Source organism: Synechococcus sp. W55.1 (assembly GCF_047461655.1).
Classification (GTDB): domain Bacteria; phylum Cyanobacteriota; class Cyanobacteriia; order Thermostichales; family Thermostichaceae; genus Thermostichus.
The window spans coordinates 1-22111 of record NZ_JANSHN010000027.1; the positions used below are offsets into that span (position 1 = coordinate 1).

General features: G+C 57.7%; 19 protein-coding genes and 1 CRISPR repeat array. Of the genes, 9 read left to right on the forward strand and 10 right to left on the reverse strand.

The genetic code is table 11. The annotated features are described in order from the left end of the window. The first annotated feature begins 42 nt into the window (after positions 1–42). Positions 43–3740: direct repeats of the CRISPR family, unit length 36 nt; unit sequence GTTCCCCCTTCGGGGGGATCCCTAGAAATTGGAAAC. 9 nt (positions 3741–3749) lie between these two features. Beyond that, the gene (nadD, locus tag NW816_RS12165) at positions 3750–4358 is read right to left on the reverse strand and encodes a nicotinate-nucleotide adenylyltransferase (protein WP_414409330.1); all 609 of its coding nucleotides are present in this window, start codon (positions 4356–4358) and stop codon (positions 3750–3752) included. Then, entirely contained in the window at positions 4355–4969 is a 615-nt protein-coding gene (gene ruvA / locus NW816_RS12170; RefSeq protein WP_011432196.1) for a Holliday junction branch migration protein RuvA, read from the reverse strand. Before ruvA ends, nadD begins: the two co-directional genes overlap by 4 nt. A gap of 166 nt (positions 4970–5135) precedes the next feature. Here ruvA and NW816_RS12175 point away from each other — a divergent pair, with 166 nt between their 5' ends. From NW816_RS12175 to lspA, 3 genes are all read left to right on the forward strand, one after another. Further along, the gene (locus NW816_RS12175) at positions 5136–5939 is read left to right on the forward strand and encodes an ABC transporter permease (protein WP_414409331.1); all 804 of its coding nucleotides are present in this window, start codon (positions 5136–5138) and stop codon (positions 5937–5939) included. A 156-nt stretch (positions 5940–6095) separates the two neighbouring features. Beyond that, complete coding sequence (locus NW816_RS12180; protein WP_148202686.1) at positions 6096–6320, forward strand: hypothetical protein; 225 nt, start codon at positions 6096–6098, stop codon at positions 6318–6320. Positions 6321–6581: 261 nt separating this feature from the next. After that, entirely contained in the window at positions 6582–7106 is a 525-nt protein-coding gene (lspA, locus tag NW816_RS12185) for a signal peptidase II (protein WP_414409332.1), read from the forward strand. Positions 7107–7213: 107 nt separating this feature from the next. On the opposite strand, the gene NW816_RS12190 is transcribed toward lspA, so the two are convergent. Beyond that, on the reverse strand, positions 7214–8260 hold the full coding sequence (locus NW816_RS12190) for a threonine aldolase family protein (protein WP_414409333.1): 1047 nt from the start codon (positions 8258–8260) through the stop codon (positions 7214–7216). A gap of 47 nt (positions 8261–8307) precedes the next feature. After that, positions 8308–9354 carry a carotenoid biosynthesis protein gene (locus tag NW816_RS12195; RefSeq protein WP_414409334.1) on the reverse strand — a complete coding sequence of 349 codons (1047 nt, stop codon included), beginning with the start codon at positions 9352–9354 and terminating at the stop codon, positions 8308–8310. 277 nt (positions 9355–9631) lie between these two features. Between NW816_RS12195 and NW816_RS12200 the strand changes: the two genes are divergently transcribed. Further along, the gene (locus tag NW816_RS12200; RefSeq protein ID WP_414409335.1) at positions 9632–10480 is read left to right on the forward strand and encodes a M23 family metallopeptidase; all 849 of its coding nucleotides are present in this window, start codon (positions 9632–9634) and stop codon (positions 10478–10480) included. 101 nt (positions 10481–10581) lie between these two features. Here the strand turns inward: NW816_RS12200 and NW816_RS12205 are convergent, their stop codons facing one another. Together NW816_RS12205 and NW816_RS12210 are read right to left on the reverse strand one after the other, a co-directional pair. Next, positions 10582–11247 carry a hypothetical protein gene (locus tag NW816_RS12205; RefSeq protein ID WP_414409336.1) on the reverse strand — a complete coding sequence of 222 codons (666 nt, stop codon included), beginning with the start codon at positions 11245–11247 and terminating at the stop codon, positions 10582–10584. 257 nt (positions 11248–11504) lie between these two features. Continuing rightward, the gene (locus tag NW816_RS12210) at positions 11505–12053 is read right to left on the reverse strand and encodes an NUDIX hydrolase (RefSeq protein ID WP_011432186.1); all 549 of its coding nucleotides are present in this window, start codon (positions 12051–12053) and stop codon (positions 11505–11507) included. 140 nt (positions 12054–12193) lie between these two features. On the opposite strand from NW816_RS12210, the gene trpE reads away from it, so the two are divergent. From trpE to NW816_RS12230, 4 genes are all read left to right on the forward strand, one after another. After that, on the forward strand, positions 12194–13714 hold the full coding sequence (gene trpE / locus NW816_RS12215; RefSeq protein ID WP_414409337.1) for an anthranilate synthase component I: 1521 nt from the start codon (positions 12194–12196) through the stop codon (positions 13712–13714). Positions 13715–13717: 3 nt separating this feature from the next. Then, on the forward strand, positions 13718–14548 hold the full coding sequence (locus NW816_RS12220) for a phytanoyl-CoA dioxygenase family protein (RefSeq protein ID WP_414409338.1): 831 nt from the start codon (positions 13718–13720) through the stop codon (positions 14546–14548). A gap of 539 nt (positions 14549–15087) precedes the next feature. Beyond that, positions 15088–16251: a chlorophyll synthase ChlG gene (gene chlG, locus NW816_RS12225; RefSeq protein WP_414409339.1), complete on the forward strand. Its 1164-nt coding sequence runs from the start codon at positions 15088–15090 to the stop codon at positions 16249–16251. A 185-nt stretch (positions 16252–16436) separates the two neighbouring features. Next, positions 16437–16898: a hypothetical protein gene (locus NW816_RS12230; protein WP_414409340.1), complete on the forward strand. Its 462-nt coding sequence runs from the start codon at positions 16437–16439 to the stop codon at positions 16896–16898. A 385-nt stretch (positions 16899–17283) separates the two neighbouring features. Here the strand turns inward: NW816_RS12230 and NW816_RS12235 are convergent, their stop codons facing one another. The 4 genes from NW816_RS12235 to NW816_RS12250 form a co-directional block, all read right to left on the reverse strand. Then, the gene (locus tag NW816_RS12235; protein WP_414409355.1) at positions 17284–18672 is read right to left on the reverse strand and encodes an MFS transporter; all 1389 of its coding nucleotides are present in this window, start codon (positions 18670–18672) and stop codon (positions 17284–17286) included. 79 nt (positions 18673–18751) lie between these two features. Continuing rightward, positions 18752–19492 carry a Uma2 family endonuclease gene (locus NW816_RS12240; protein WP_414409341.1) on the reverse strand — a complete coding sequence of 247 codons (741 nt, stop codon included), beginning with the start codon at positions 19490–19492 and terminating at the stop codon, positions 18752–18754. Between the two features lie 40 nt (positions 19493–19532). Further along, positions 19533–20927, reverse strand: coding sequence for an aspartate ammonia-lyase (locus tag NW816_RS12245; RefSeq protein ID WP_414357182.1), 1395 nt, complete (start codon positions 20925–20927; stop codon positions 19533–19535). Between the two features lie 33 nt (positions 20928–20960). Beyond that, entirely contained in the window at positions 20961–21281 is a 321-nt protein-coding gene (locus NW816_RS12250) for a hypothetical protein (RefSeq protein WP_414357184.1), read from the reverse strand. 261 nt (positions 21282–21542) lie between these two features. Between NW816_RS12250 and infC the strand changes: the two genes are divergently transcribed. Beyond that, positions 21543–22100 carry a translation initiation factor IF-3 gene (gene infC, locus NW816_RS12255; RefSeq protein ID WP_414409342.1) on the forward strand — a complete coding sequence of 186 codons (558 nt, stop codon included), beginning with the start codon at positions 21543–21545 and terminating at the stop codon, positions 22098–22100. Positions 22101–22111 lie beyond the last annotated feature (11 nt).

Here is a 22111-nt window from a genome sequence, read left to right on the forward strand (position 1 = left end):
GGTCTTGCATTCCTTGCCCTGCTTGGGTTTAATAGGGGTGGAGTTCCCCCTTCGGGGGGATCCCTAGAAATTGGAAACTCGAGGCTGAGATTGACGGTCAGCACTTTACCACTGGCCAGGTTCCCCCTTCGGGGGGATCCCTAGAAATTGGAAACTGCGTTGCCGCAGAGCCTCCAACCGTAGCCATTCACGTTCCCCCTTCGGGGGGATCCCTAGAAATTGGAAACCCGCAAGCAGGTGGAAGCCATGCGGCAGTGGCTGAAACTCGAGGTTCCCCCTTCGGGGGGATCCCTAGAAATTGGAAACGATGTCTTAATGAAGCAGCTTAATGAGTTGAAGAAAAGTTCCCCCTTCGGGGGGATCCCTAGAAATTGGAAACTCAGCGTAGCCCTCCTCAATGGTCAACCACTTGTTGCGTTCCCCCTTCGGGGGGATCCCTAGAAATTGGAAACCTTTAGCCTTGTTGAGGCTAATAACCGAAGGCCCAAGTTCCCCCTTCGGGGGGATCCCTAGAAATTGGAAACTGTAAGTAGTACTCCCCTATATACACTCTCGGATTACTCAAGGTTCCCCCTTCGGGGGGATCCCTAGAAATTGGAAACTTCACAATAAAATGTGACTAGAATGTAACCTTGACCAGTTCCCCCTTCGGGGGGATCCCTAGAAATTGGAAACCATCCCGGATGTATTCACACCGGGATGCACGTATAATGTTCCCCCTTCGGGGGGATCCCTAGAAATTGGAAACAACCGCTGGATTGAACAGATTGAGTCTGTAATTCGTGCCAGTTCCCCCTTCGGGGGGATCCCTAGAAATTGGAAACTGGCTGTTAACAACCCAGCCTTGGAAGCAAATGCGAGTGCGTTCCCCCTTCGGGGGGATCCCTAGAAATTGGAAACTCGAAGGTCAATTTACGCCCGCCAACACCATCGCTGGTCCAGTTCCCCCTTCGGGGGGATCCCTAGAAATTGGAAACTCGAGATAGCCGGTTGGCTGCTTGCTCCCCCGGATGCAGTTCCCCCTTCGGGGGGATCCCTAGAAATTGGAAACATCTCTCAGGTAATCTTCCCTTCCAATAAGCCCTAATGGGGTTCCCCCTTCGGGGGGATCCCTAGAAATTGGAAACTTCTTTGGCTGCCGCCAGGATGGCCTGGGTGGTCTCGTTCCCCCTTCGGGGGGATCCCTAGAAATTGGAAACGTCCAGGGCTTGGCTGAGGTGGGCTCCTGGGTCATTGTTCCCCCTTCGGGGGGATCCCTAGAAATTGGAAACGTCGCTGTTTCAATCTCTCTCGATACCTCCGCGTTCCCCCTTCGGGGGGATCCCTAGAAATTGGAAACTACGCCTGGTTCTGGTTGGCAAACTCAACTCGGTCAATCTCGTTCCCCCTTCGGGGGGATCCCTAGAAATTGGAAACTATAAACAAGTGCAATCAGTAGATTCTTAACTGCTGTTCCCCCTTCGGGGGGATCCCTAGAAATTGGAAACTTTAGGTATAAAAGGACAGGTATTTTTAGGATCTTTATGGGAGTTCCCCCTTCGGGGGGATCCCTAGAAATTGGAAACGACCAGTAAGTTTTGTTGATCCCTTTACTGGCCTACCACACCGTTCCCCCTTCGGGGGGATCCCTAGAAATTGGAAACAATAGGCTGCATATGAATTTTCTTGCTGAAACCCGGGGTTCCCCCTTCGGGGGGATCCCTAGAAATTGGAAACCTTCTCGTTGTGAGCTTCTCCGTGATCTTACTCGGATCGTTCCCCCTTCGGGGGGATCCCTAGAAATTGGAAACTATTTCCTGGGTGTCTTGGTGGGGGAGGTTAAATCGTGCTGGTTCCCCCTTCGGGGGGATCCCTAGAAATTGGAAACCAACACCATCCAACGCCCCTTGTAGAAGAACGTCTTCATGTTCCCCCTTCGGGGGGATCCCTAGAAATTGGAAACCTGAAAAATCACCCAGCGCCCCCTGTAATAGAACGTTCCCCCTTCGGGGGGATCCCTAGAAATTGGAAACTTTTGTTAAAAGTGTAGACAGTGTACGAATACCATACTGACTGTACAGTTCCCCCTTCGGGGGGATCCCTAGAAATTGGAAACTTGCTACTAAATTAGGACCAGCAATTTGATTTTTATAAAGGTTCCCCCTTCGGGGGGATCCCTAGAAATTGGAAACACTAAGGGTTTTGGTTCATAGTGGGGTTTAGGCAGTGTTCCCCCTTCGGGGGGATCCCTAGAAATTGGAAACTAGTTAGCCGAGTCCATCGTTGGGTATGGTAATTCCAGTAAGTTCCCCCTTCGGGGGGATCCCTAGAAATTGGAAACAATCTCCAAGAGTTTTGTAGTTATCCTTCATGACGATGGTGTTCCCCCTTCGGGGGGATCCCTAGAAATTGGAAACAACTTGGGTGGTTCAACAACCGGTTTGGAACCAGGAAGTTCCCCCTTCGGGGGGATCCCTAGAAATTGGAAACACCTAAAGGTCTGGAGTTTAGTTTCACAGACGCAGATGGTTCCCCCTTCGGGGGGATCCCTAGAAATTGGAAACAAGTTGATCTACCACGCGTACTGCGCGACAGATCCGGTTGTTCCCCCTTCGGGGGGATCCCTAGAAATTGGAAACGATTTCACTCTCAGTGTAGAACGTGACGCTGACATAAGTTCCCCCTTCGGGGGGATCCCTAGAAATTGGAAACAAGCTTCATTAGTCTTTATCATTCTAGGTGAGATAAGTTCCCCCTTCGGGGGGATCCCTAGAAATTGGAAACTTTTTCGGTAATAACCTTAGCGGGAATACGGGAGTAAAGTTCCCCCTTCGGGGGGATCCCTAGAAATTGGAAACCCTAATGCAAGACTAACCCCCTAACCCCCAAGCACCCAGGTGCAGTTCCCCCTTCGGGGGGATCCCTAGAAATTGGAAACAGGAGAGGTTAGATTATTCTTCTAAAAAGAAGGTAACGTTCCCCCTTCGGGGGGATTCCTAGAAATTGGAAACCATCAAGAAAGAACACGACACTAATATACCCAGTACCGGTTCCCCCTTCGGGGGGATCCCTAGAAATTGGAAACTGAGATATACAACTGAATATACAACCAATCCCAATGTTCCCCCTTCGGGGGGATCCCTAGAAATTGGAAACCGCCGTGTTAGGCGTACCCACTTTTGTTTGCTGTGGTTGTTCCCCCTTCGGGGGGATCCCTAGAAATTGGAAACTTCGCCTTGGCCCGAATCACTCCTTCGATTTGCTCGATGTTCCCCCTTCGGGGGGATCCCTAGAAATTGGAAACCTCGTGAATGGTTGCACGCGGAGCAGCGCCGGCAACGCCGTTCCCCCTTCGGGGGGATCCCTAGAAATTGGAAACGGAGTCGAAATATGCCCGCCCGAGAGGGGGGCTTGTTGGACAGGTTCCCCCTTCGGGGGGATCCCTAGAAATTGGAAACAGTGTCCATCGAGTAGTGGAGGTTGCCAATCTCCCTGTTCCCCCTTCGGGGGGATCCCTAGAAATTGGAAACTGCAGGTGTACCAGATGGTGGACGACCCGAATGTACATGCGCAGGTTCCCCCTTCGGGGGGATCCCTAGAAATTGGAAACACTCCTCTGTAAATACCTTCACTCCCTTGAATAGAGAAGGTTCCCCCTTCGGGGGGATCCCTAGAAATTGGAAACTGGGTGGTTCGTAATGAGGGCGGGGCAGCGGACTAAACACGTTCCCCCTTCGGGGGGATCCCTAGAAATTGGAAGAAATTGGAAACTAGGGCTGCAGATAGAGGCGGTGCTGCCGGATGTAGTGCTCCACGGCAGGGGGCACCAGGTAGCGGATAGACCTTCCCTTTTGGATTTGCTGCCTTAGGTAAGTGGAAGAGAGCGTCAGGGTGGGAGCTTCCAGGATTTGGGCTTGGATAGGCAACTTTTCGGCTACCGCCTGCAACACCTGGGCAGCATCGCCGGCATCCACCCGTGGGGCAACGATCCAATGGCAGAGGCGGGCCAGTTCTTCCGCTTGATACCACTGGGGCAGATCCCGCAGAGCATCCACGCCGATGATCCAGTACCACTGGGTATTGGGTTGCTCCTGGATGAGGGTGCGCAGCGTCTCGATGGTGTAGGAGCGCCCCGGACGGCAGATCTCCAGCTCTGAGCAGGCGAAGCGCTCGTGGTCGGCAATGGCCAACTTGACCATGGCCAGGCGGTCGGCTTTGCTGGCACCAGGGGCCAGAGGCTTGTGGGGGGGATCCCCTGCCGGCATCCACAGCACCTGATCCAGGTCAAACTGCCAAAGGGCTTGTTCTGCCATGATCAAATGGCCGTGGTGTACAGGGTTGAAGGTTCCACCCAGAATGGCAATGCGGCGGTGCTTCATGGCTGCTGGCTCAGGTAGGTGATGGCATCCCGCAGCCAGTCTTCCGTTGGGCGGGGGTGAGTGGGCAGAGCTTGCAAGGCAGCCTGAATTTCCTGAGTGCTGTAGCCCAGGGCCAGTAAGGCCATTTCCACCTCTTCCCGGATAGGCATGGGCGGCCCCCCAGCCAAGGGTTGATCCGCAACCCCCATCCCCTGTCGCCAGTGGGCCAGCTTGGTTTTCAGCTCCAAGGCCAGCCGCTGGGCCGTTTTATGACCTACCCCCGGCGTGAGGGAGAGCAGGCGCACGTTTTCGGTCACCACCGCCTGCACCAGCTCCGGCAGGCCGAAGGTATTCAGCAGGGCCAAGCCCAAAGCCGGCCCCACCCCCGAGACTTTGATGAGTTCCACAAACAAGTCCCGCTCGGCTGGCGAGCCAAACCCGTACAACACCAGCTCGGTCTCTCGCACCACCAAATGGGTGAACACCCGGACGGGCTCCCCCACTGCGGGCAGTTGCTTGAGAAAACGTCCTGGGGCCTTGACGCGATAGCCGATCCCCTGCACCTCAACGGTGAGGCTGCTGCGCTCTCCCCATTCGATGGCCACAAGGTGGCCGCTTAAAAACGCGATCATGCTGCGAGTTTAATCTGGGTTTGGGATGCTCTGCTCGACTGGAGCTCCAAAGTCGGCCAAGCAATCTAAAGTCCTTGCCAAAGGCTGCTTCCCTACAAGGCTATTTCACAGACCATTTCTCTACCTGTAGACTGTTCCCCATCCAGCTCTGTATTCTCCCTCATCCATGCCGATTCGCCCTTTTCCCATCGGCCAATGGCTTTGGATCCTGTTCTCGCTGGGGGTGCTGCTCTTTCTCCATCTTCCTCTGCTGGTGATCGTCCTTTATGCCTTCAGCCCCGATGAGGCGACCTTGCGCTTCCCTTTGCCGGGGCTGACCTGGCGCTGGTTTGCCGTGGCTTGGGGGCGGGCCGATATTTGGCGGGCCTTGTTTTTGTCTTTGCGGGTGGCTTTGCTGGCTACCGGAGTGGCAGTGGTGCTGGGATCCCTGGCGGCAGCAGCAGTCTATCGCAGCCGATTTTTTGGCCGCGAGACGATCTCGTTTTTGGTGTTGCTGCCCATCGCCTTGCCGGGCATTGTCTCCGGGATCGCCTTGCGCTCGGCGATCCATTTGCTGCATATCCCTTTCAGCTTTTGGACAATTGTTATCGGCCATGCCACCTTTTGCCTGGTGGTGGTGTACAACAACGTGCTGGCCCGGTTTCGCCGCATGGGACGCTCTCAACTGGAGGCTTCTGCCGACTTGGGGGCCAATCCTCTGCAAACCTTTCGGTACATCCTTCTGCCCGAACTGGCCTCGGCCCTATTGGCGGGATCCCTGCTCGCGTTCGCGCTGTCTTTCGATGAGATTATCGTCACCACCTTCACCGCCGGCCAGCAGCAAACCTTGCCGATTTGGGTGTTTAGCCAGCTCACCAAGCCTCGGCAGCGTCCGGTGATCAGCGTGGTGGCCCTGGGGGTGATCGGCCTGACGGTGCTCCCCATTTGGCTGATCCATCACTTGACCCAAGAGAAAACCACGACTCGCTGATGGCTCTTTCCAGCCTCATGCAAGGTTTGCACTTGGAGGGATCCCTAAGTATTGGCCGGAGTCGCTGTAACAGCAAGGAAACGCTGGCCCTGGTTGATCGCAGAGCCCTTGTGAGAAAATGTAACAAGCATTTCATTTGTGAAAATTGAGGTATCTATGGCTGTCACTCGTGCCGGACGCGCCCCTCTCGTGCGGGGCAGCAGCGAGGGAAATCCTGCCAAGTTCATGGAAATGGCCAGCGCTTTGCTCAACACCCGCACCCGCCAAGGCAGCGGCAAAAAGGTTCAGGATCGCTCTTCCTACGGCAAGGCGGGCAACCCGCAAGAGTTCATGCAGATGGCCAGCGAATTGCGCCGCTCCCTGGAGCAGCAGGGTCGGTAGCCAATCCTGTCCACCCCCAGGGGATCCCCGTCCAGTTGCCTAAGCTGGACGGTTTTCTTGCTGCTCCTCTCAAGCCAGAGGCGGCCAGTCGCTTCTGAGGCCGCTCACCTACAGTTGGATCCCGCCGCAGGCCCAACCTTGGATCCAAGGCTCCGCCCTTGAGCTTCTGGGCAATGAGCCGACAGAAGAGCGGCATGTCAGGATGGGAAAAGTGCTCATCCGGGCGCTCTTGCCGGTGGACGTGATTGAGGCCAAGACGACATGAAAAACAAAGGCTTTTGGCTGGCCGGGATCCTGGGGGTGATCTTGGATCAGGCGACCAAGCGCTGGGCGGTAGAACGGCTGCTGCCGGGGCTAGAGATTGAGCTGTGGCCAGGGGTGTTTCACCTCACCTACGTGGAGAATACCGGCGCTGCTTGGAGCCTGTTTGAAGATTCGGCAGAGCTCTTGAAGTGGATCTCGTTGGGGGTAGCGCTGGCATTGGGGCTGCTGGCCATCCGCGGCGGGATCCTGAGCCGTTGGGAACAGGCGGGCTATGGCTTGGTGTGGGCAGGAGCCGTGGGGAACGGCATCGACCGCTTCGTCAACGGCTATGTCGTGGACTTTTTCAATTTGATCTGGATTCGCTTTCCGGTATTCAACGTGGCGGATGTGGCCATCAACCTTGGGGTGGCCTGTCTGCTGATTGGTCTGCTACAGGACAACTCGAAGAAAACGGGATCGACTGCTACCTCGCCTCGCTTGGAGAAAAAGCCCAGTCGCGACAGCACCAACTTTAAGGATTGACCAGCCGATGAACAGCCTTCAGGGATCCCTCGGGATGCTCATGTCCTTGGCAAGGGGGATCCCTGGTCAGCTTGAAGGACTCCGTCCCGCTAAAGTGCTCCGCACTGCTATCGCGAGCGCGAATGGCTGGCTTGCTGGGCCACCTGGCAGAGGCGCTCGACATCTTCGGGCAAAGTGTTAAAAGCCGTCACCAGGCGGATTAAGTTGTGACCTTCCCCCAGCCAGCGGTAAAACCGAAACCCCGCCTGCTCCAGGGCCTGGAGAACCGGCTCCGGCAGCTCGATAAAAACCTCATTGGCCTCGGTGGGATATACCAACCTGGCTCCCGGCAGGGATCCCAGTCCCTGCGCCAACCGTTGGGCCATCGCGTTGGCATGGCGAGCATTGCGCAGCCACACCCCCTCCTGGAGATAAGCCTGCAATTGGGCAGACAAAAAGCGCATCTTCGAAACCAGATGGCCACTGCGCTTGCGACGAAACTCAAAATCGCCCACCTGATCTGGATGAAAAAACACCACCGCTTCCGCAGCCCAGGCCCCATTTTTGGTGGCCCCAAAGGACAGCACATCCACCCCCGCTTTCCAGGTCATCTCGGCAGGGGTGCAGCCCAAACCGACCAAGGCGTTGGCGAAGCGAGCCCCATCCATATGCACCTTGAGGCCAAAGTGATGGGCCAAATCCGCCAAGGATCTGAGCTGCTCCAAGGAGTAGAGGGTGCCAGCCTCGGTGGCTTGGGTCAGGCTGAGGCAGGCAGGTTGTACGTGATGAACCACCCCAAACCCCGCCCGCTCCAGGGCCGTTTTTAAGTTGCCCCAGTCGATACGGCCTTGTTCCCCTGGGATCCCCACCAACTTGGCCCCACCTGTAAACAGCTCCGGCGCTCCACATTCGTCCAGATTGATATGAGCTTCGGGATGGCAATAAATGGCCCCGTAGGGCGGGGTGAGCACCGAAAGGGCCAAGGCGTTGGCAGCAGATCCCGTTGCCACCGGAAACACCGCCACTTCATGCTCAAAGATCTCGGCGAAGAGCCTCTGCACCTGCGCTGTGCATTCGTCTCCTCCATAGGGCATGGCGGATCCCCGGTTGAGGGCCAACAGGGCTTCCATCACCTCAGGACAAGCGCCTGTAACATTGTCGCTGCAAAAGTTCATGGCATGGACAACCCAAGGGATCTCGCCGAGGAAGGGTTAGGGCCGGCTTACTTCGCGCCAACCCAACCGGGATCCTCCAAAGTATCCCAGTCCCGACCTGCCTCTCCCTCGACCGCTTGCAATGGCGGGATGGAGTCCTGTTCAGGATGGGAAGGCGGCACAGGCTGGTCGCGATAGGGGGATGGGGTCTTTGCACTCCACCACAACCCCAAAGCGGGCCCCAACCCCAACAACAGGCCCAGCCCCGCTGGCGCAACAATGCCGGATCCCAGGCTCATCAACAGGGCAAAAGCAAAATTAGCTACATAGAGCACCAGCGGCCCCACCAACTGGCGGCGGTCAAGGATGGGTTGATCCTCCCCCCACAGCAGATTGGCCACCGTCATAAAGGCAGCCCCGGTCAGCATCCAACCCCCGAAGTTTTGCAACGGCATGCCGAAGAAGGGCCCCGGCTGAAACCACGTCCAGAAGGGAATCGAGCCGCGGGTCATGGCCGGATCCAGCACGAAGTCCCAAGCGGTGAGCAGCAACGCCCCCAACATAATGGCCTCGAAGTGAATCAGCCAGTGGCGCTGGGTTCGCAGAGCCACACGCGCCAACAAGTAGGATGACAACCCCACATAAAACCAAGACAGAGGGATGGTAAAAGGCACCAAACCGGCAATCTTGTAGCCCAGCCCACTCAGGTAGCCGTAGTTGCCAAAAGGGATCCCGGTGCTGGTGCCCAACAGCTCACTGCCCAAGGAAATGCCCACCGCCGGGATCAAAAACATCAATAGGCGCCGCACCCCCAACAGCCGGGATCCCATCAGAGCTGCTGCCAGCGCGCCGAACACCATGTAGGCCACGCCGCCGTTGCCCATGCTCAAGGAGAAGGCTTGAAGGCCAATGGGGGGCAAACTGGCCACCCACTCGGGATGCGGTACAACCCAGAGCAACCCTGCCAACCCGAAGAACAAAGACAGAATGTGCAAACCCAGAGCTAAGGCCTCCAGCCGCTGCCAAATCGAGCCAGACAGGGGCAGAACACTTCGCCCAACAGAAGACTGGAAAGGCAGGCTGACGAGAACACCAGAGGACGAGAACCAACGCATGAGAAACTCCCGAAGAGTGGTTAAGCGAAGCCGCTCTGTCTCCTTGCAACCCATACGGCGGCTGAGGGAAAAAGCGGATGGCCCCAAGAGAGAGCCCGAAGCCAAGAACAAGCCCGCTTGCTTGCAGGCCGGCCTACTTGGGATGGCCCTCTGGGCAGGGATGTCACCACCGCTAACGGTGACACTGCTGATATTTTGCTGTCTATTGTATCAATTCGTAAACATATCGCCCGTTTTTCCTCAGGTCTCCTCCCCATCTTCGCCGCAGGGATCCCTGGTGGGGGTTTACGCCCAACTGGCTCGTGCTGTAGAGCGCCAGGACTGGGTGCAAGCCCTGCGGCTGGTGGATCTCTTACGAGAGCACACGGAAGATCCCGCCCAGCGTCGGGATCTGGAAAACTACCGGCTGGAGCTGGAGCGACGCTTTCATCCGGGGGATCCGCCACCGACCCCACTGCCACCCTACCGGCCTTTTTTGCACAAGCCCTTTGTCGGAGAATTTCCCGTCACCAATCTCTTCGACCATGATCTGCCTTTGGGGGAGAGGGATGGCAACGGACGGTTTGTGAGTGGGCAAGGCCAGGTTTGGATCCCCGACCCGCTGCACCCGTGTGGCAAAAGCGATGGCCATGCCGGTTATGACTGGGAGATGCCGGTGGGAACCCCGATTTTGGCTGCTGCCGCAGGACGGGTCACCTTGGCCCGCGAGGAGCCGGAGTTTTTTTGCCCCAGCTTGGGCCGGCTGGTCAGGGGGTTGCGGGTGCGCCTTCTGCACGAGCCAGAATTCTCCGATGGGGAGAGAGCAGACAGAAGAACCCTTCCCCGCTGGGAAACCCTCTACGCCCACCTCAGCCAAGTTGGGGTGCAGGAGGGGCAAGTGGTGGCCCCAGGAGAAATCATCGGCCTATCGGGAGATAGCGGCTGTGCCAGCGGGCCCCATCTTCATTTCGAGGTACGTCGCTTCGACAACACCAACTCGGGCCAACCGGCTGCCGTCGATCCCTATGGGTGGTTTGGGTCTGGCCTGGATCCCTGGAGCATTCATCCCCTTGGGGCCGAAAGCCTGTTCCTTTGGCAGGTGGGACAAGCCCCCAGTTTGGGAGCTTGCTGGCAAGGGCAGCGATAGCCGAGACGGACATCCGCTCCGCGCGAGACCTCGCTGACAAAGATGGATATTGACAGGCAGATTCACAACAGTCACAACAGATGATGGACTTGATGATGGACTTATAGATCTCGACGGACAAAGCCATCCCCCTCCCATTGGTAGAGGGTAGCCCTCAAGTCACGGCTGGCACCGGGCGGGCTTGAGATGACCAGGATCCCTTGCGGGCTGACCCGCAGGCTGGCATTGCTCAGATCCGTCACGCTCAGCAGCGGCACAAGTCCCTCAGGCCGGTGTTCCAAGACCAAGACAGAGCGCAGCAGGCTGATGCCCCCTCGCTCGGTAAGGAGCACCAACTTGGGCTGTGGGCTGGAGGTGATGTCCGTGCGCAGGTGAGCCTCCACCAACCGCCCTGGGATCGGCTCAGCCGTGTGGAGCAGACGAAAGCTATACCCCCCCTGATGCTCGAAGCTGAGAACGCGCACCACCGGCTCTACGGTGGGCTGCCGCTGAATCTGAAACACAGCCACCACATCCTGGCGAGATGGAGAGGTTAGGCTGGCCGGGAACAGGCGCAGGTTTTCACCGCGATTGCCGCGAATAAAATCCCACCAAATGGATTGATTGAATAAAGCCACAACCCCACCTCGAGCAGCGCCGCCCTCAGAAGGAACCGGCAGCAGCGGAAGCACAGGCTGGGGATAGGCAGGAACAGCAGCAACCGGTAGAGTGGCAGCCAAGGCCGCTCCCCAGGCTATTCGACCACAGGAATACAGCAGTTTCCGCATATTTCCTCACTCCTCGCCCCTAAAATTCTAAAGGACTCCAAGGTTCTCCCAGTCAACCAAACAGCCGGGATACAGGGATCCCTTTTATGTCGAACGCAACCTCGATCTCACCTTGATCTCGCCTGGCAATGGGCTACCAAGTTAGGGTGAAAAGCCTGGAGCTTCCTCTGTAGCCAACAAAGTCGGCTTGGAACGACGCCCCGCCAATTTGAAAGGGATCCCCCAGGAGCAAGGGGCAGCCCCCCCGACGGAGGGCTCTATTTTTCGGCAGCCAAAAACAATTGGGCCCGCCAAAAGCAGGCAATGGACTTGCTGTCCAAATCCATTCCCAAACGGGCCATTTCTGTAAGCTCAGAAGCAGAAAACTCCACTACGGTAATATCTTCATCCTCATCCTTATCGGGAGGGGAATCCAGCACTTCCAGCTCCCGCGCCAAATAGGCATACATAATCTCGCTGGAATAGCCGGGGCACAAATAAAATTGGCCAAGGGGATCCCAGCGATGGGCACGCAGGCCCGTTTCTTCTTCCAGCTCGCGGCGAATGGTGTCATCGGGATGCTCCCCTGGCTCGACTGTGCCTGCCGGAAATTCATAAAGGTAGGAGGCAACCGCAAAGCGATATTGACGAATGCAGACGAACTTGCCTGCTGCAGTGACGGGCACTGCCACCACCCCGCCAGGATGGATGAGGTACTCCCGCTCTCCCTCTTTGCCGTTGGGAAAACGCAAACGCTGGCTGACGAAGGTGTATTTGTGGCCTTGATAGCGGAGGCGCTCACGAATCACCTGAGATGGGTTTTGCATGGCAAGGGATCCCGAGAGTAGAGCCGCTCTCAGCTTAATGGTTTTCGGCGCTGTTGCAACCGGGCAATCCAGAGGGATCCACACGCCCTTGGGATCCCGTGTCTGGGGTAGAGTCAGGAAAAGCACAAAAGTTGCAGGCCATGATTTACCCTCCCTTGAAGGAGTTTCTTGCCCTCACCAAGCAGGGCAACTTTATCCCGGTGTACCAGGAATGGGTGGCGGATTTGGAAACGCCGGTTTCTGCCTGGTATCGGGTTTGTGCTGGCCAGCCCTACAACTTTCTCCTGGAGTCGGTGGAGGGGGGGGAACAGGTGGCCCGCTACAGCTTCTTGGGCTGCGATCCCCTGTGGGTTTTGGAAATACGCGGGGATCAGGCGCTACAGCGATACCGCGATGGCCGACAGGAGCACCACCAAGGGGATCCCTTCGCAATTTTGGCCCGCTGTTTGCAGCCTTATGAGCCGGTGCATTTGTCGGAACTGCCCAGCAGCATTGGCGGGCTATTTGGCTACTGGGGCTATGAGCTGATTCGCTGGGTCGAACCCAAGGTGCCCATCCACCCCCTGCAGCCGGGGGATCCTCCTGACGCCGTTTTTATGCAGGTGGACAGCATTTTGCTCTTTGACCAGGTAAAGCGCAAGATTTGGGTGGTGGCCTTCGCCGATACCCGTCACCACGCTCCTGAGGAAGCCTATGCCCAAGCCTGCCGGCGGGTGGAAAAGCTGATGCAGCAGCTCAGCGCTCCTCTTTCTCTGGCCCATCTGCACCTCAACTGGAAGCCTCACCTGCCAGAAAGGACTCCGTCCCGCTGGCGCGAACAAATCCCTCCCAGCACCCTGAGCCGCCCGGCCTACTGCCAAGCGGTGGAACGGGCTAAGGACTACATCCGCGCCGGAGATATCTTCCAGGTAGTGCTCTCGCAGCGGTTTACCATCTCCTTTGCGGGGGATCCCTTTTGCCTCTACCGCTCGTTGCGGCTGATTAACCCTTCCCCTTATATGGCGTTTTTGCAGTTTGGGAATCTCTGCCTCATCGGCTCCAGCCCAGAGGTGATGGTCAAACTCAGCCGGGTGGGAGAAGACCGCATCGCCACCGTGCGCCCCATTGCCGGCACCCGCCCCCGTGGCACCACCCCTCAGGAAGACCGGCAGTTAGAGCAAGAGCTGTTGGCAGATCCGAAAGAACGGGCCGAACATGTGATGTTGGTGGATCTGGCCCGCAACGACCTGGGACGGGTCTGCCAACTGGGATCTGTGCAGGTGGATGACCTGATGCAGATCGAGCGCTACAGCCATGTGATGCACATTGTCAGCAACGTGGTGGGGCGGCTGGATCCCCAGTACAGCGCCTGGGATCTGCTGCGGGCCACCTTCCCTGCCGGCACTGTTACCGGCGCCCCCAAAATCCGCGCCATGCAGATTATTCATGAGCTGGAAGGATGCCGCCGCGGGCCCTATGCCGGCGCCTATGGCTACTACGACTTTTCTGGCCAACTGAACACCGCCATCACCATCCGCACTCTGCTGGTTCATCAGGGCCAGGTGAGCTTGCAGGCCGGGGCAGGTATTGTAGCCGACTCGGATCCGGAGCGGGAATATCAAGAATGTCTGAACAAAGCGCGGGGCATGTTAATGGCTGTGGCCAGTTTGCAGGAGACCTAGCCGATGTTGGCCCAGTTGCGCTTCAGCCCTGCGGTTCGCGTCAGCGGGACGGAGTCCTTACAGGAGCTCCAGCAGCCGGATCCAGAGACCGTAGAGCAGGCTTTTGAACTGTTTTCCACAGAGGGCTATCTGGTGTTGCCGGAGATCTTTCCCCCCGAGCTCATCGACAAGTTGCACAGCAGCTTTCTGGCCACCTACAGCCACTACTGCACCCACGAAAACCACGCCGATGCCCTGTTAGTGGGCAATAGACGGGTGATGGTAACGGTTCGCCTGGAGGGCCCCTTCAACGATCCCCTCATCTATGCCCATCCTCTGATCTTGCCCATCCTGAAGCGGATTTTGGGGCCGGAGTTGATCTTGGGCGGGCTGGGGGCGGTGGTCTCTCTGCCGGGATCCGCCGATCAACAAGTTCACCGGGATCTGTCTCATCTGTTTGGCGACGAGACCTTGGATGCGATCATTCCTTGCTATGCCCTGAATTTGCTTATTCCTCTGGTGGAGGTCAACGAAGAGAACGGCATGACCCGTCTCTGGCCCGGCAGCCATGTAGTCTTCGATGCCCACTATACCGAGCTGGCCCAGCAGATGCCCTTTATCGATCCACCCTTGGCCAAGGGATCCTGCCTCCTGTTCGACTACCGCCTGATTCATCTGGGTCGGGCCAATCGCTCGCCCGCTCCCCGTCCTCTTCTCTACAACACCTACAGCCGCGCTTGGTTTCGGGATCCTGTCAACTACACTCGGCAACCTCCCCTGGTGATCCCGGCCCAAGAGAAAGAGCGGATCCCAGCCGAGCATCAGCGCCTATTCGTGACGGCACAGATTGTGTAGACGGCCCGGAACTGCGAGCTGACCGAAAACTCGGCGGCTCAGGCCCCGGCATTTATGCCTAGGGATAAGCTACCGTCTCCTGATAGGATGTGAGTATCGCTCCACCCATTTATAGAAAGGTGCAGTGCTGAAGGTGAAGTAGAAGTATCTGGGGTGTTTCCACATCCCAGTAGCTGGTGCGTTCGCCTTGGCGGCGCGAAGCGCTTTGGCGTCCCCCACGGTGCTGCGGTATAAGCCACATGCTCGGTGTAGCTCAGTCAGTGGGAGTTGTTTTGCTGGCTGAGAACGGATCCTCTGGCTTTAGCCGTGGGGAGAACGTCAACCTCTCCTCTTGTTTGAGGAATCCGGTCAGCTAGACCGCCGAGAAGCGACGCCCTCTATGTATCAGCATGAGGGTCAGGATGAAAGGCGGAAACCCTTGCTATGGTAAACACAGAGCGGTGGGGCATCCCGTTCTTAAAGCTCAGGAAATGTCCTTAACAGGAGTCACTGAGAAGCTCGTACTCTATGCATCAGCATGAGTGCGGGAGTATGTCACGATGTCTCTGAATGGGGGTGGTTATCCCCGTTATCGCAGTTGGATTGCGCACCTCACCATGAGCGAAAAGATCCCTCAAGATCCCTCCTCGCCGGAAATGGCGGCTGAGATGGCCTTTGCTGCAGAGCCCAGTTTAGAGGAGGTAGGAGCTACTGCGGAAGAAACCACCCCAGACTCGGATCCCGGCAAGGGATCCCCTGGCACCGGCGGGTCGAATGCGCAGCGTGTCCGCCAACTGCTGGGCATGAAAGGGGCAGAGGTGGAGTCTCGCTCCATTTGGCAGTTGCACCTGCAGCTGATGAAACCGGTTACCTGGATTCCTTTGGTGTGGGGCCTGATTCCAGGAGCGGCTTCCTCGGGTCACTTCACCTGGACTTGGGAGAATGTGGCTCTCATTTTGGTGGGCATGATTCTGGCGGGCCCCCTGATGACGGGCTATACCCAAACGGTGAACGAATACTACGACCGCGAGATCGACGCCATCAACGAGCCCTACCGCCCCATTCCCTCCGGCGCTATTTCTCTGCAGCGGGTGGTTATCCAGATCTGGGTGCTGCTGATCTTGGGGTTGGGCTTGGCCTATGCCCTGGACTGGTACACCGGCCATGACTTCCCGGTGATCACCTGCATTGCGCTGGCAGGAGCCCTGATTGCCTACATCTACTCGGCGCCGCCCCTGAAGCTCAAGCGCAACGGCTGGCTGGGCAACTACGCCCTGGGCGCCAGCTACATCGCCCTGCCCTGGTGGACGGGTCACGCCTTGTTTGGCGAGCTGAACTGGACGGTCTGCATCCTGACGCTGATCTACAGCTTGGCCGGGCTGGGGATTGCCGTGGTCAACGATTTCAAAAGCATCGAAGGGGACAGGCAGTTTGGCTTGGCCTCTTTGCCGGTGATGTTTGGGGCAATGGGGGCCGCTTGGATCTCGGTGCTGATGATCGACCTATTTCAGTTCGGCATGGCCTCATTTTTGCTGGGGGCGGGCCTAAAACGTTACGCGGCCATTTTGGTGCTGCTGATCATCCCCCAAATAACCTTCCAAGATATGTACCTCCTGCGGGATCCTTTGAACAACGATGTGAAATACCAAGCCAGCGCGCAGCCCTTTTTGGTGTTGGGCATGTTGGTGGTCGGGCTGGCGTTGGGCCGCTCGGGGCTGTGGTAGTCGAGCCGACGGCAAAGTGCCCATCTTGGCAACAGAGGTGACGGCTTCCGCCCTGGGTTCGGCCCGACATCTGGGCCAAGATCAAGATCAAGATCAAGTTAAGTTGAGCCAGGGATCCATCCCCTGCAAGGATCGTTGGCGGATCCCTGGAAGCTGTTATGGCCCTGGGCCAAAGGAGATATCCAATGAAGCTGTTGTTTCCCCTCCAACTCGGCCTAAGCCTGGCTTTGCTCTTGGGGCCGCTGGCCGTCTCTCCCGCCCAAGCGCAGCGGATCGTCATCGACGGGCGGGGGATCGTGGTAGAACCCAGCACAGGTGGCTCGGTGATCCTCAATCCCGAACAGCCGGTCTTTTCTCCAATCTTGCCCTCTGCAGTTCCTTTTTCCATCGATGAAGAAGGCAAGATCGTCTCTGCCCCTGGCTACCGCTGCAGTGCGGCTACTGCTGCCGACAACTCCCCCATCATCTGTCGCTCCCAGTTCAACCGCAACGACGTGGTGGTGTATGAGCGGGACGGCCAATCCAACACCTTCCTTGTGAACATCGACAACACGGTGACCCGGCCCTCCGGCAGTGGGCTGCGGATTGTGCCCAACCCTGAACCGGCGACTCCCTCGGGTAGCGGCCTGCGCATCATCCTAGACTGAGGGCAGGGATCCCTTCACCTCTTGTCCAGTTGCAACCGCAGCATTTGCTCTGCATCCTAGAGAGGTTTGGCGAAGAAATAGCCCTGGCCATACTCGCAGTTCAACAGCCTCATTGGTGCAGTCGCTGTAGGGTTTCGATCCCTTCGGCAGTGACATCCATTCCCAGGCTGCGGGCCAAGGTGATGATCAGGCAATGGTCTCGGCATTTTCTTCATTCGGCCCCCAGCGCGAGATGAAGGAGTGATCGATTTTCAGGCCATTTTTTCAGGCCATTGATGAGGTAATCCTGCAGGCCCCTGAGAGAGGAGTAGCCTGGGCCGAAGATCAAAACCCCCGCAATTGCGCCAGTTGCTCTGCCGCTAGAAACCGTAGCCTATTTTGCGGTCTAAGGAGATCTTTCGGTGCTGGGGTGGTATTGTTGCCGTCTTTCTTCCAATTCCATCAGGATCTGCTGATGACGCTGCCGGGTGATTGGGTAGAACCACACCAGCAAGATCCCGCCGATCAAAGCCACTCCCGGTAAGGGGCCAATGGCAACGCGAATGGCCAACAAAGCCGATTCCGGCTGGATGGGCAGGGTCTCTCCGGCCACCGAAGGCACGAAGCCGGCCCAATCCAGAGCTTGCCCCACGAAAAACAGCCCCAGTGCCAAGCCCACCTTTTGTAAGAAGACCATAAAAGCGTAGAAGATCCCCTCCCGCCGCTCCCCGGTTTGTAGTTCATCCAGATCGATCACATCCGGCAACATGGACCAAGGGCCGAGATAGGCCGTAGCAGAAACCCCAATGCCGGCCAACAGAGCCAGCCCAATCATGATCCCCTGCTGCCCGGGCTGGAGGAAAAACAGGCCTGCCTGCGAGATCAGCCAAAACCCCGCCCCAATGAGGTACATGGTGCGCTTGTCCAGATGAGTGCTCAGTTGGGTCCAACCGAACAGCGTCAGCACTGCGATCCCCTGTACCGCCAGTACCACCAAGGAAATCCACACCTCCGGCAGGCCCATCCAGAAGACGATGAAATAAGGGATGATTGTGGCTGTGAACTGAAACGCTAGCCAAGAACACAGGTAGATGCCGCTGACAAACAGGTAGGGGCGGTTGCTGAAGGCCACCCGCAGTTGTTGAACCAGGGGCATGGGATCCCGTTGGGATGGATACCGTTCTCGCACCCCCCAAAAACAGATCAGCAAGGGCACAGCCGAGATCACTCCAAAACAGGCTCCGGCCAGCAGATGGCCGGCAGCCCGATCCGGCAGCAGGTTGACCAAGAGCGGAAAGGTAACCACCGCAACCATGCTGCCCCCTACAGAGAAGGCAAAGCGGAATTGGTTGAGCTGGGTGCGCTCGTCGTAATCCTGGGTCAGCTCCGCTGTCAGGGAGGCGTAGGGAATATTGGCCGCAGAGTAGAAGGTATTGAACAAGAGCGACACCGCCAGGTAGTAGGCAAACAGGGGGCCAATCCGACCGGGAAAAGGGATCCACCACTGGGCCAGGAACGTGAGGCCAAAGGGGAGGGCTGCAAACAGCAGCCAGGGACGGCGACGGCCCCAACGGGTGCGGGTGCGGTCGCTGAGAATGCCGATGATGGGATCGTTGATGGCATCCCAAAAGCGAGTGATGGCGTAGATGCTGCCGGCTAGGCCTGCCGACATGCCAACGGTATTGGTGAGAAAGGGCAGCAGGAAAAAGATGAGGATGTTGGCCGTCATGCCTGTGCCCAGATCCCCCACCCCATAGGCCAGCTTCGTCCACAAACTGAGTCGCTGTCTGGTCATCATGTCCCCCTGGAATGCCAGGATTCCAGTGTAGGGGGTAGGTGGAGATTTCTTTTTTGGGGATCCCTGGAAAAGCTGATCAAAATTCAGGGTCTTCTCCCAGTTCCCGTAGCCGCTGGGCCAGTCGTTCGGCTCGGGAGCGTTCCAATTCTGCCCGCTGCCGTTCCAATTCTGCCCGTTGCCGTTCCAATTCAGCCCGCTGCCGTTCTAGTTCAGCTCCCGTAGGCAACAATTGCCCTGCCCTATCATACCAGCGCACCCAAAAGCGTTCTCGCCCCTCGTAGGATCCCCACCACCGACCGATACTCAAGTCCAAATCGGGCAACAGAATTGGGGGATGTTCTCCAGCGCCTGAGCCGGGGAGCAGCTCATAGTGTCCGCCCTGGAGTTGATAAACATTCAGCTCATCGGTCTCTAGCTCGAAGGTGACGTAGTAGGGGATCCGTAGCCGCCTTTCGTAGAGCTGGAATTTGGCTTGTCCGGGTTTTTCTTCCCCTTGGTCGTTGCAGATGATCTCCAAGATGAGAACAGGCAAGATATTCCCTTCATCCCAAACCACATAGCTTTTGCGAGCGGTGCCATCCCGCCAACGAGGAACCCCCAGCACCAGAAACAAATCCGGAACAATGACCTGCCGGGGTAGGGCGTAGTAAAGGCCCATATTGCAAGCCACAAAAAAGTCTTGCCGATCCGACCAGTGCAGCAGCAGCGGCTCCCGGAGGAGGGGGTATTGGCGGCCTTGATCCTCGTTGTCCAAGGGGGTGTCGTCTGTATCGGGCAAGTCGTGCTGGGTGGGCCAGCGATAGGGGGTAATGGTCATGGCCGGGCAGGAGCAGTATGCCTCCACTGTAGCGAATGGGTTAGGACTGCATTTGGCTCATGGCTTCCAGATCCAGCACTTCCGCCACCTGCTCTGGGGTCATGAGGTTGCGCTCCAAAACAATCTGTCGAATGGGCTGGCCGGTTTCCAGAGAAGCCTTGGCCACCTCTGCCGCTTGTAAGTAGCCGATGTAGGGGTTGAGAGCAGTCACCAAAGCCAGCGTCCCTTCCGCGTAGCCGCGGCATCGCTGCGGTTGGGGGGTGATGCCTTGAATGCAGCGCTCGGTGAAGACCCGCAGGCTGTTGTTTAGGATCTGTAGGCTGTGCAGGAGGTCATAAGCAATGAGGGGCATCATCACGTTCAGCTCAAATTGCCCCGCCTGAGCACAGAGGGTGATGGCGGTATCCAGCCCGATCACCTGAAAGCAGACCATGTTCAGCATCTCGGCCATTACCGGGTTATACTTTCCGGGCATGATGGAAGAGCCGGGCTGAACCGGGGGGAGTTGGATCTCCTTGAGGCCGGTCTTGGGGCCGGAATCCATCAGCCGCAGGTCGTTGGCCAACTTGATGCCATCTTGGGCCAAGTTGCGCAGGGATCCCGACAGATGCACAAAGGGGGCCATGCTCTGCATCGCCGCCATCAGGTGGGGGGCAGGGGTCAGGGGTAGCTGAGTATATTCCGCCAGCCGTTGCACCACCCGCTGCCGATACTGGGGATGGGTGTTGAGGCCGGTGCCGACAGCGCTTCCCCCCAACCCCAAGCTGCACAGGGCCTGGCTGGCCTCCTCAATCCAGCGACGGTGTTGGGCAAAGATGGCCGCGTAGGCGCCAAAGCTGTCCCCCAGCCGCACCGGCACCGCATCCTGCAAATGGGTGCGACCGGCCTTGAGGATCCCGTGAAAGTCTTTTGCCTTCTGCTCGAGGGCTGCCACCAAATTGTCTAGAGTGCCCAGCAGATCCCGCCGCACCCGCAGCAGGGCAGCCAGGCGAATGGCGGTAGGAATGACATCGTTGGTGGATTGGCCGTAGTTGACGTGATCGTTGGGGCTGACCCGCTGGTAGCAGCCTTTGGGCTCCCCCAGGATCTCCAAGGCGCGGTTGGCCAACACTTCGTTGACATTCATGTGGTGAGAGGTGCCTGCCCCTGCTTGGTAGATATCCACCACAAATTGATCCCGCAGGGATCCCTGTAGGATCTCATCCGCCGCCTGCACAATCGCCTTGGCCACCTCTGCCGGAATGCACCCCAACTCCCCATTGACCTCTGCCGCCGCTTTTTTGATCAGCACGCAGGCTTCTACATACTCCGGCAGGGGCTTGAGGCCGCTGATGGGAAAGTTCTCTAGGGCGCGGACGGTTTGAATGCCGTAATAAACCGACTGCGGCAGTTGCCGCTCCCCCATCGAGTCCCGCTCGCTGCGTACCTCGGCCAAGGCGTTCTCCTCTCCCGTTTGCGGATCCCTGGGCTAACTTCCGGTAGTCCCCTCCGAGGGTGTCTCGAGGGCCGGGGATCCTTTCTGTAAGTTCTGTAAAGTGGCCAGCAACTGTTGGCCGAGGCGCTCGTTGTTCTCGGCCAAGACCAACACCATGGCCGCACAGGCCAGGTGCACCCCTGCTCGAAATTCCGCCGAAGACTTGTACTGGATCAGCGCCTCGCTATCTCCTTCCCGCGGGCTCAGGATGAGCTGAACCGACTTTTGGGCCAACTCTGTCAGTTCCCGTTCCGTTAAACCGAGCTGCACCGCTTCTGCCCTCCCTGCTGGCCGACAAACAACCTTTGATCCCATCAGGATCGCCACTTTGGTATCCTACCGCGGTTGTTGCCCCAATCTGGCAGGATCCCCAAGTGAGCGGGCCTTGACAACTCTTGATAGCTCTAGAAGGAGGTAGAAAATGCCGGTTAGTATAGGTGCAGCATGCCTTAGCCTGCGGGCCGATAGCCGACTTTGATTGGATAAGTTCAAATCCACGGGTCGGCACTGCTCCTAGGGGGCTTGCTTCTACTTAGCATGGGTTTTGTGCTGTTCATTTCGTTCAGAGAGGAAAACTTGACCGTAGAGCGTCCACTTGACCGCTTCCCCCGCAAGCAGCGTGCAGAGCTGCCGGCCATCAACGAGCGCATCCGCTTCCCCAAAATCCGCCTCATCGATACCGACGGCACCCAGTTGGGGATCATGAGCCCGCGCGAGGCCCTGCGCCTGGCAGAAGAAAAAGATCTGGATTTGGTCTTGGTGAGCGAAAAGGCCGATCCGCCCGTCTGCCGCATCATGGACTACGGCAAGTTCAAGTTTGAGAAGGAGAAAAAAGAACGGGAGGCCCGCAAGAAGCAACACACCGCCGAGATCAAGGAAGTGAAGTTTCGCTACAACATCGGCGAGCACGACTACAACGTGCGCCTGCGCAGCGCCCAGCAGTTCTTGGGGGATGGAGACAAGGTGAAAGCCACCGTGATGTTCCGCGGTCGCGAGGCCCAGCACGCCGAGCTGGGGGAAGAATTGCTGCAGCGCTTGTTCAAAGACCTGGAGGGCGTGGCGGAAATGCAGCAGCCTCCCCAAAAGGAAGGGCGAAACATCACGATGATTCTCTCTCCCAAAAAATCGGTCTGAGGAGGGATCCC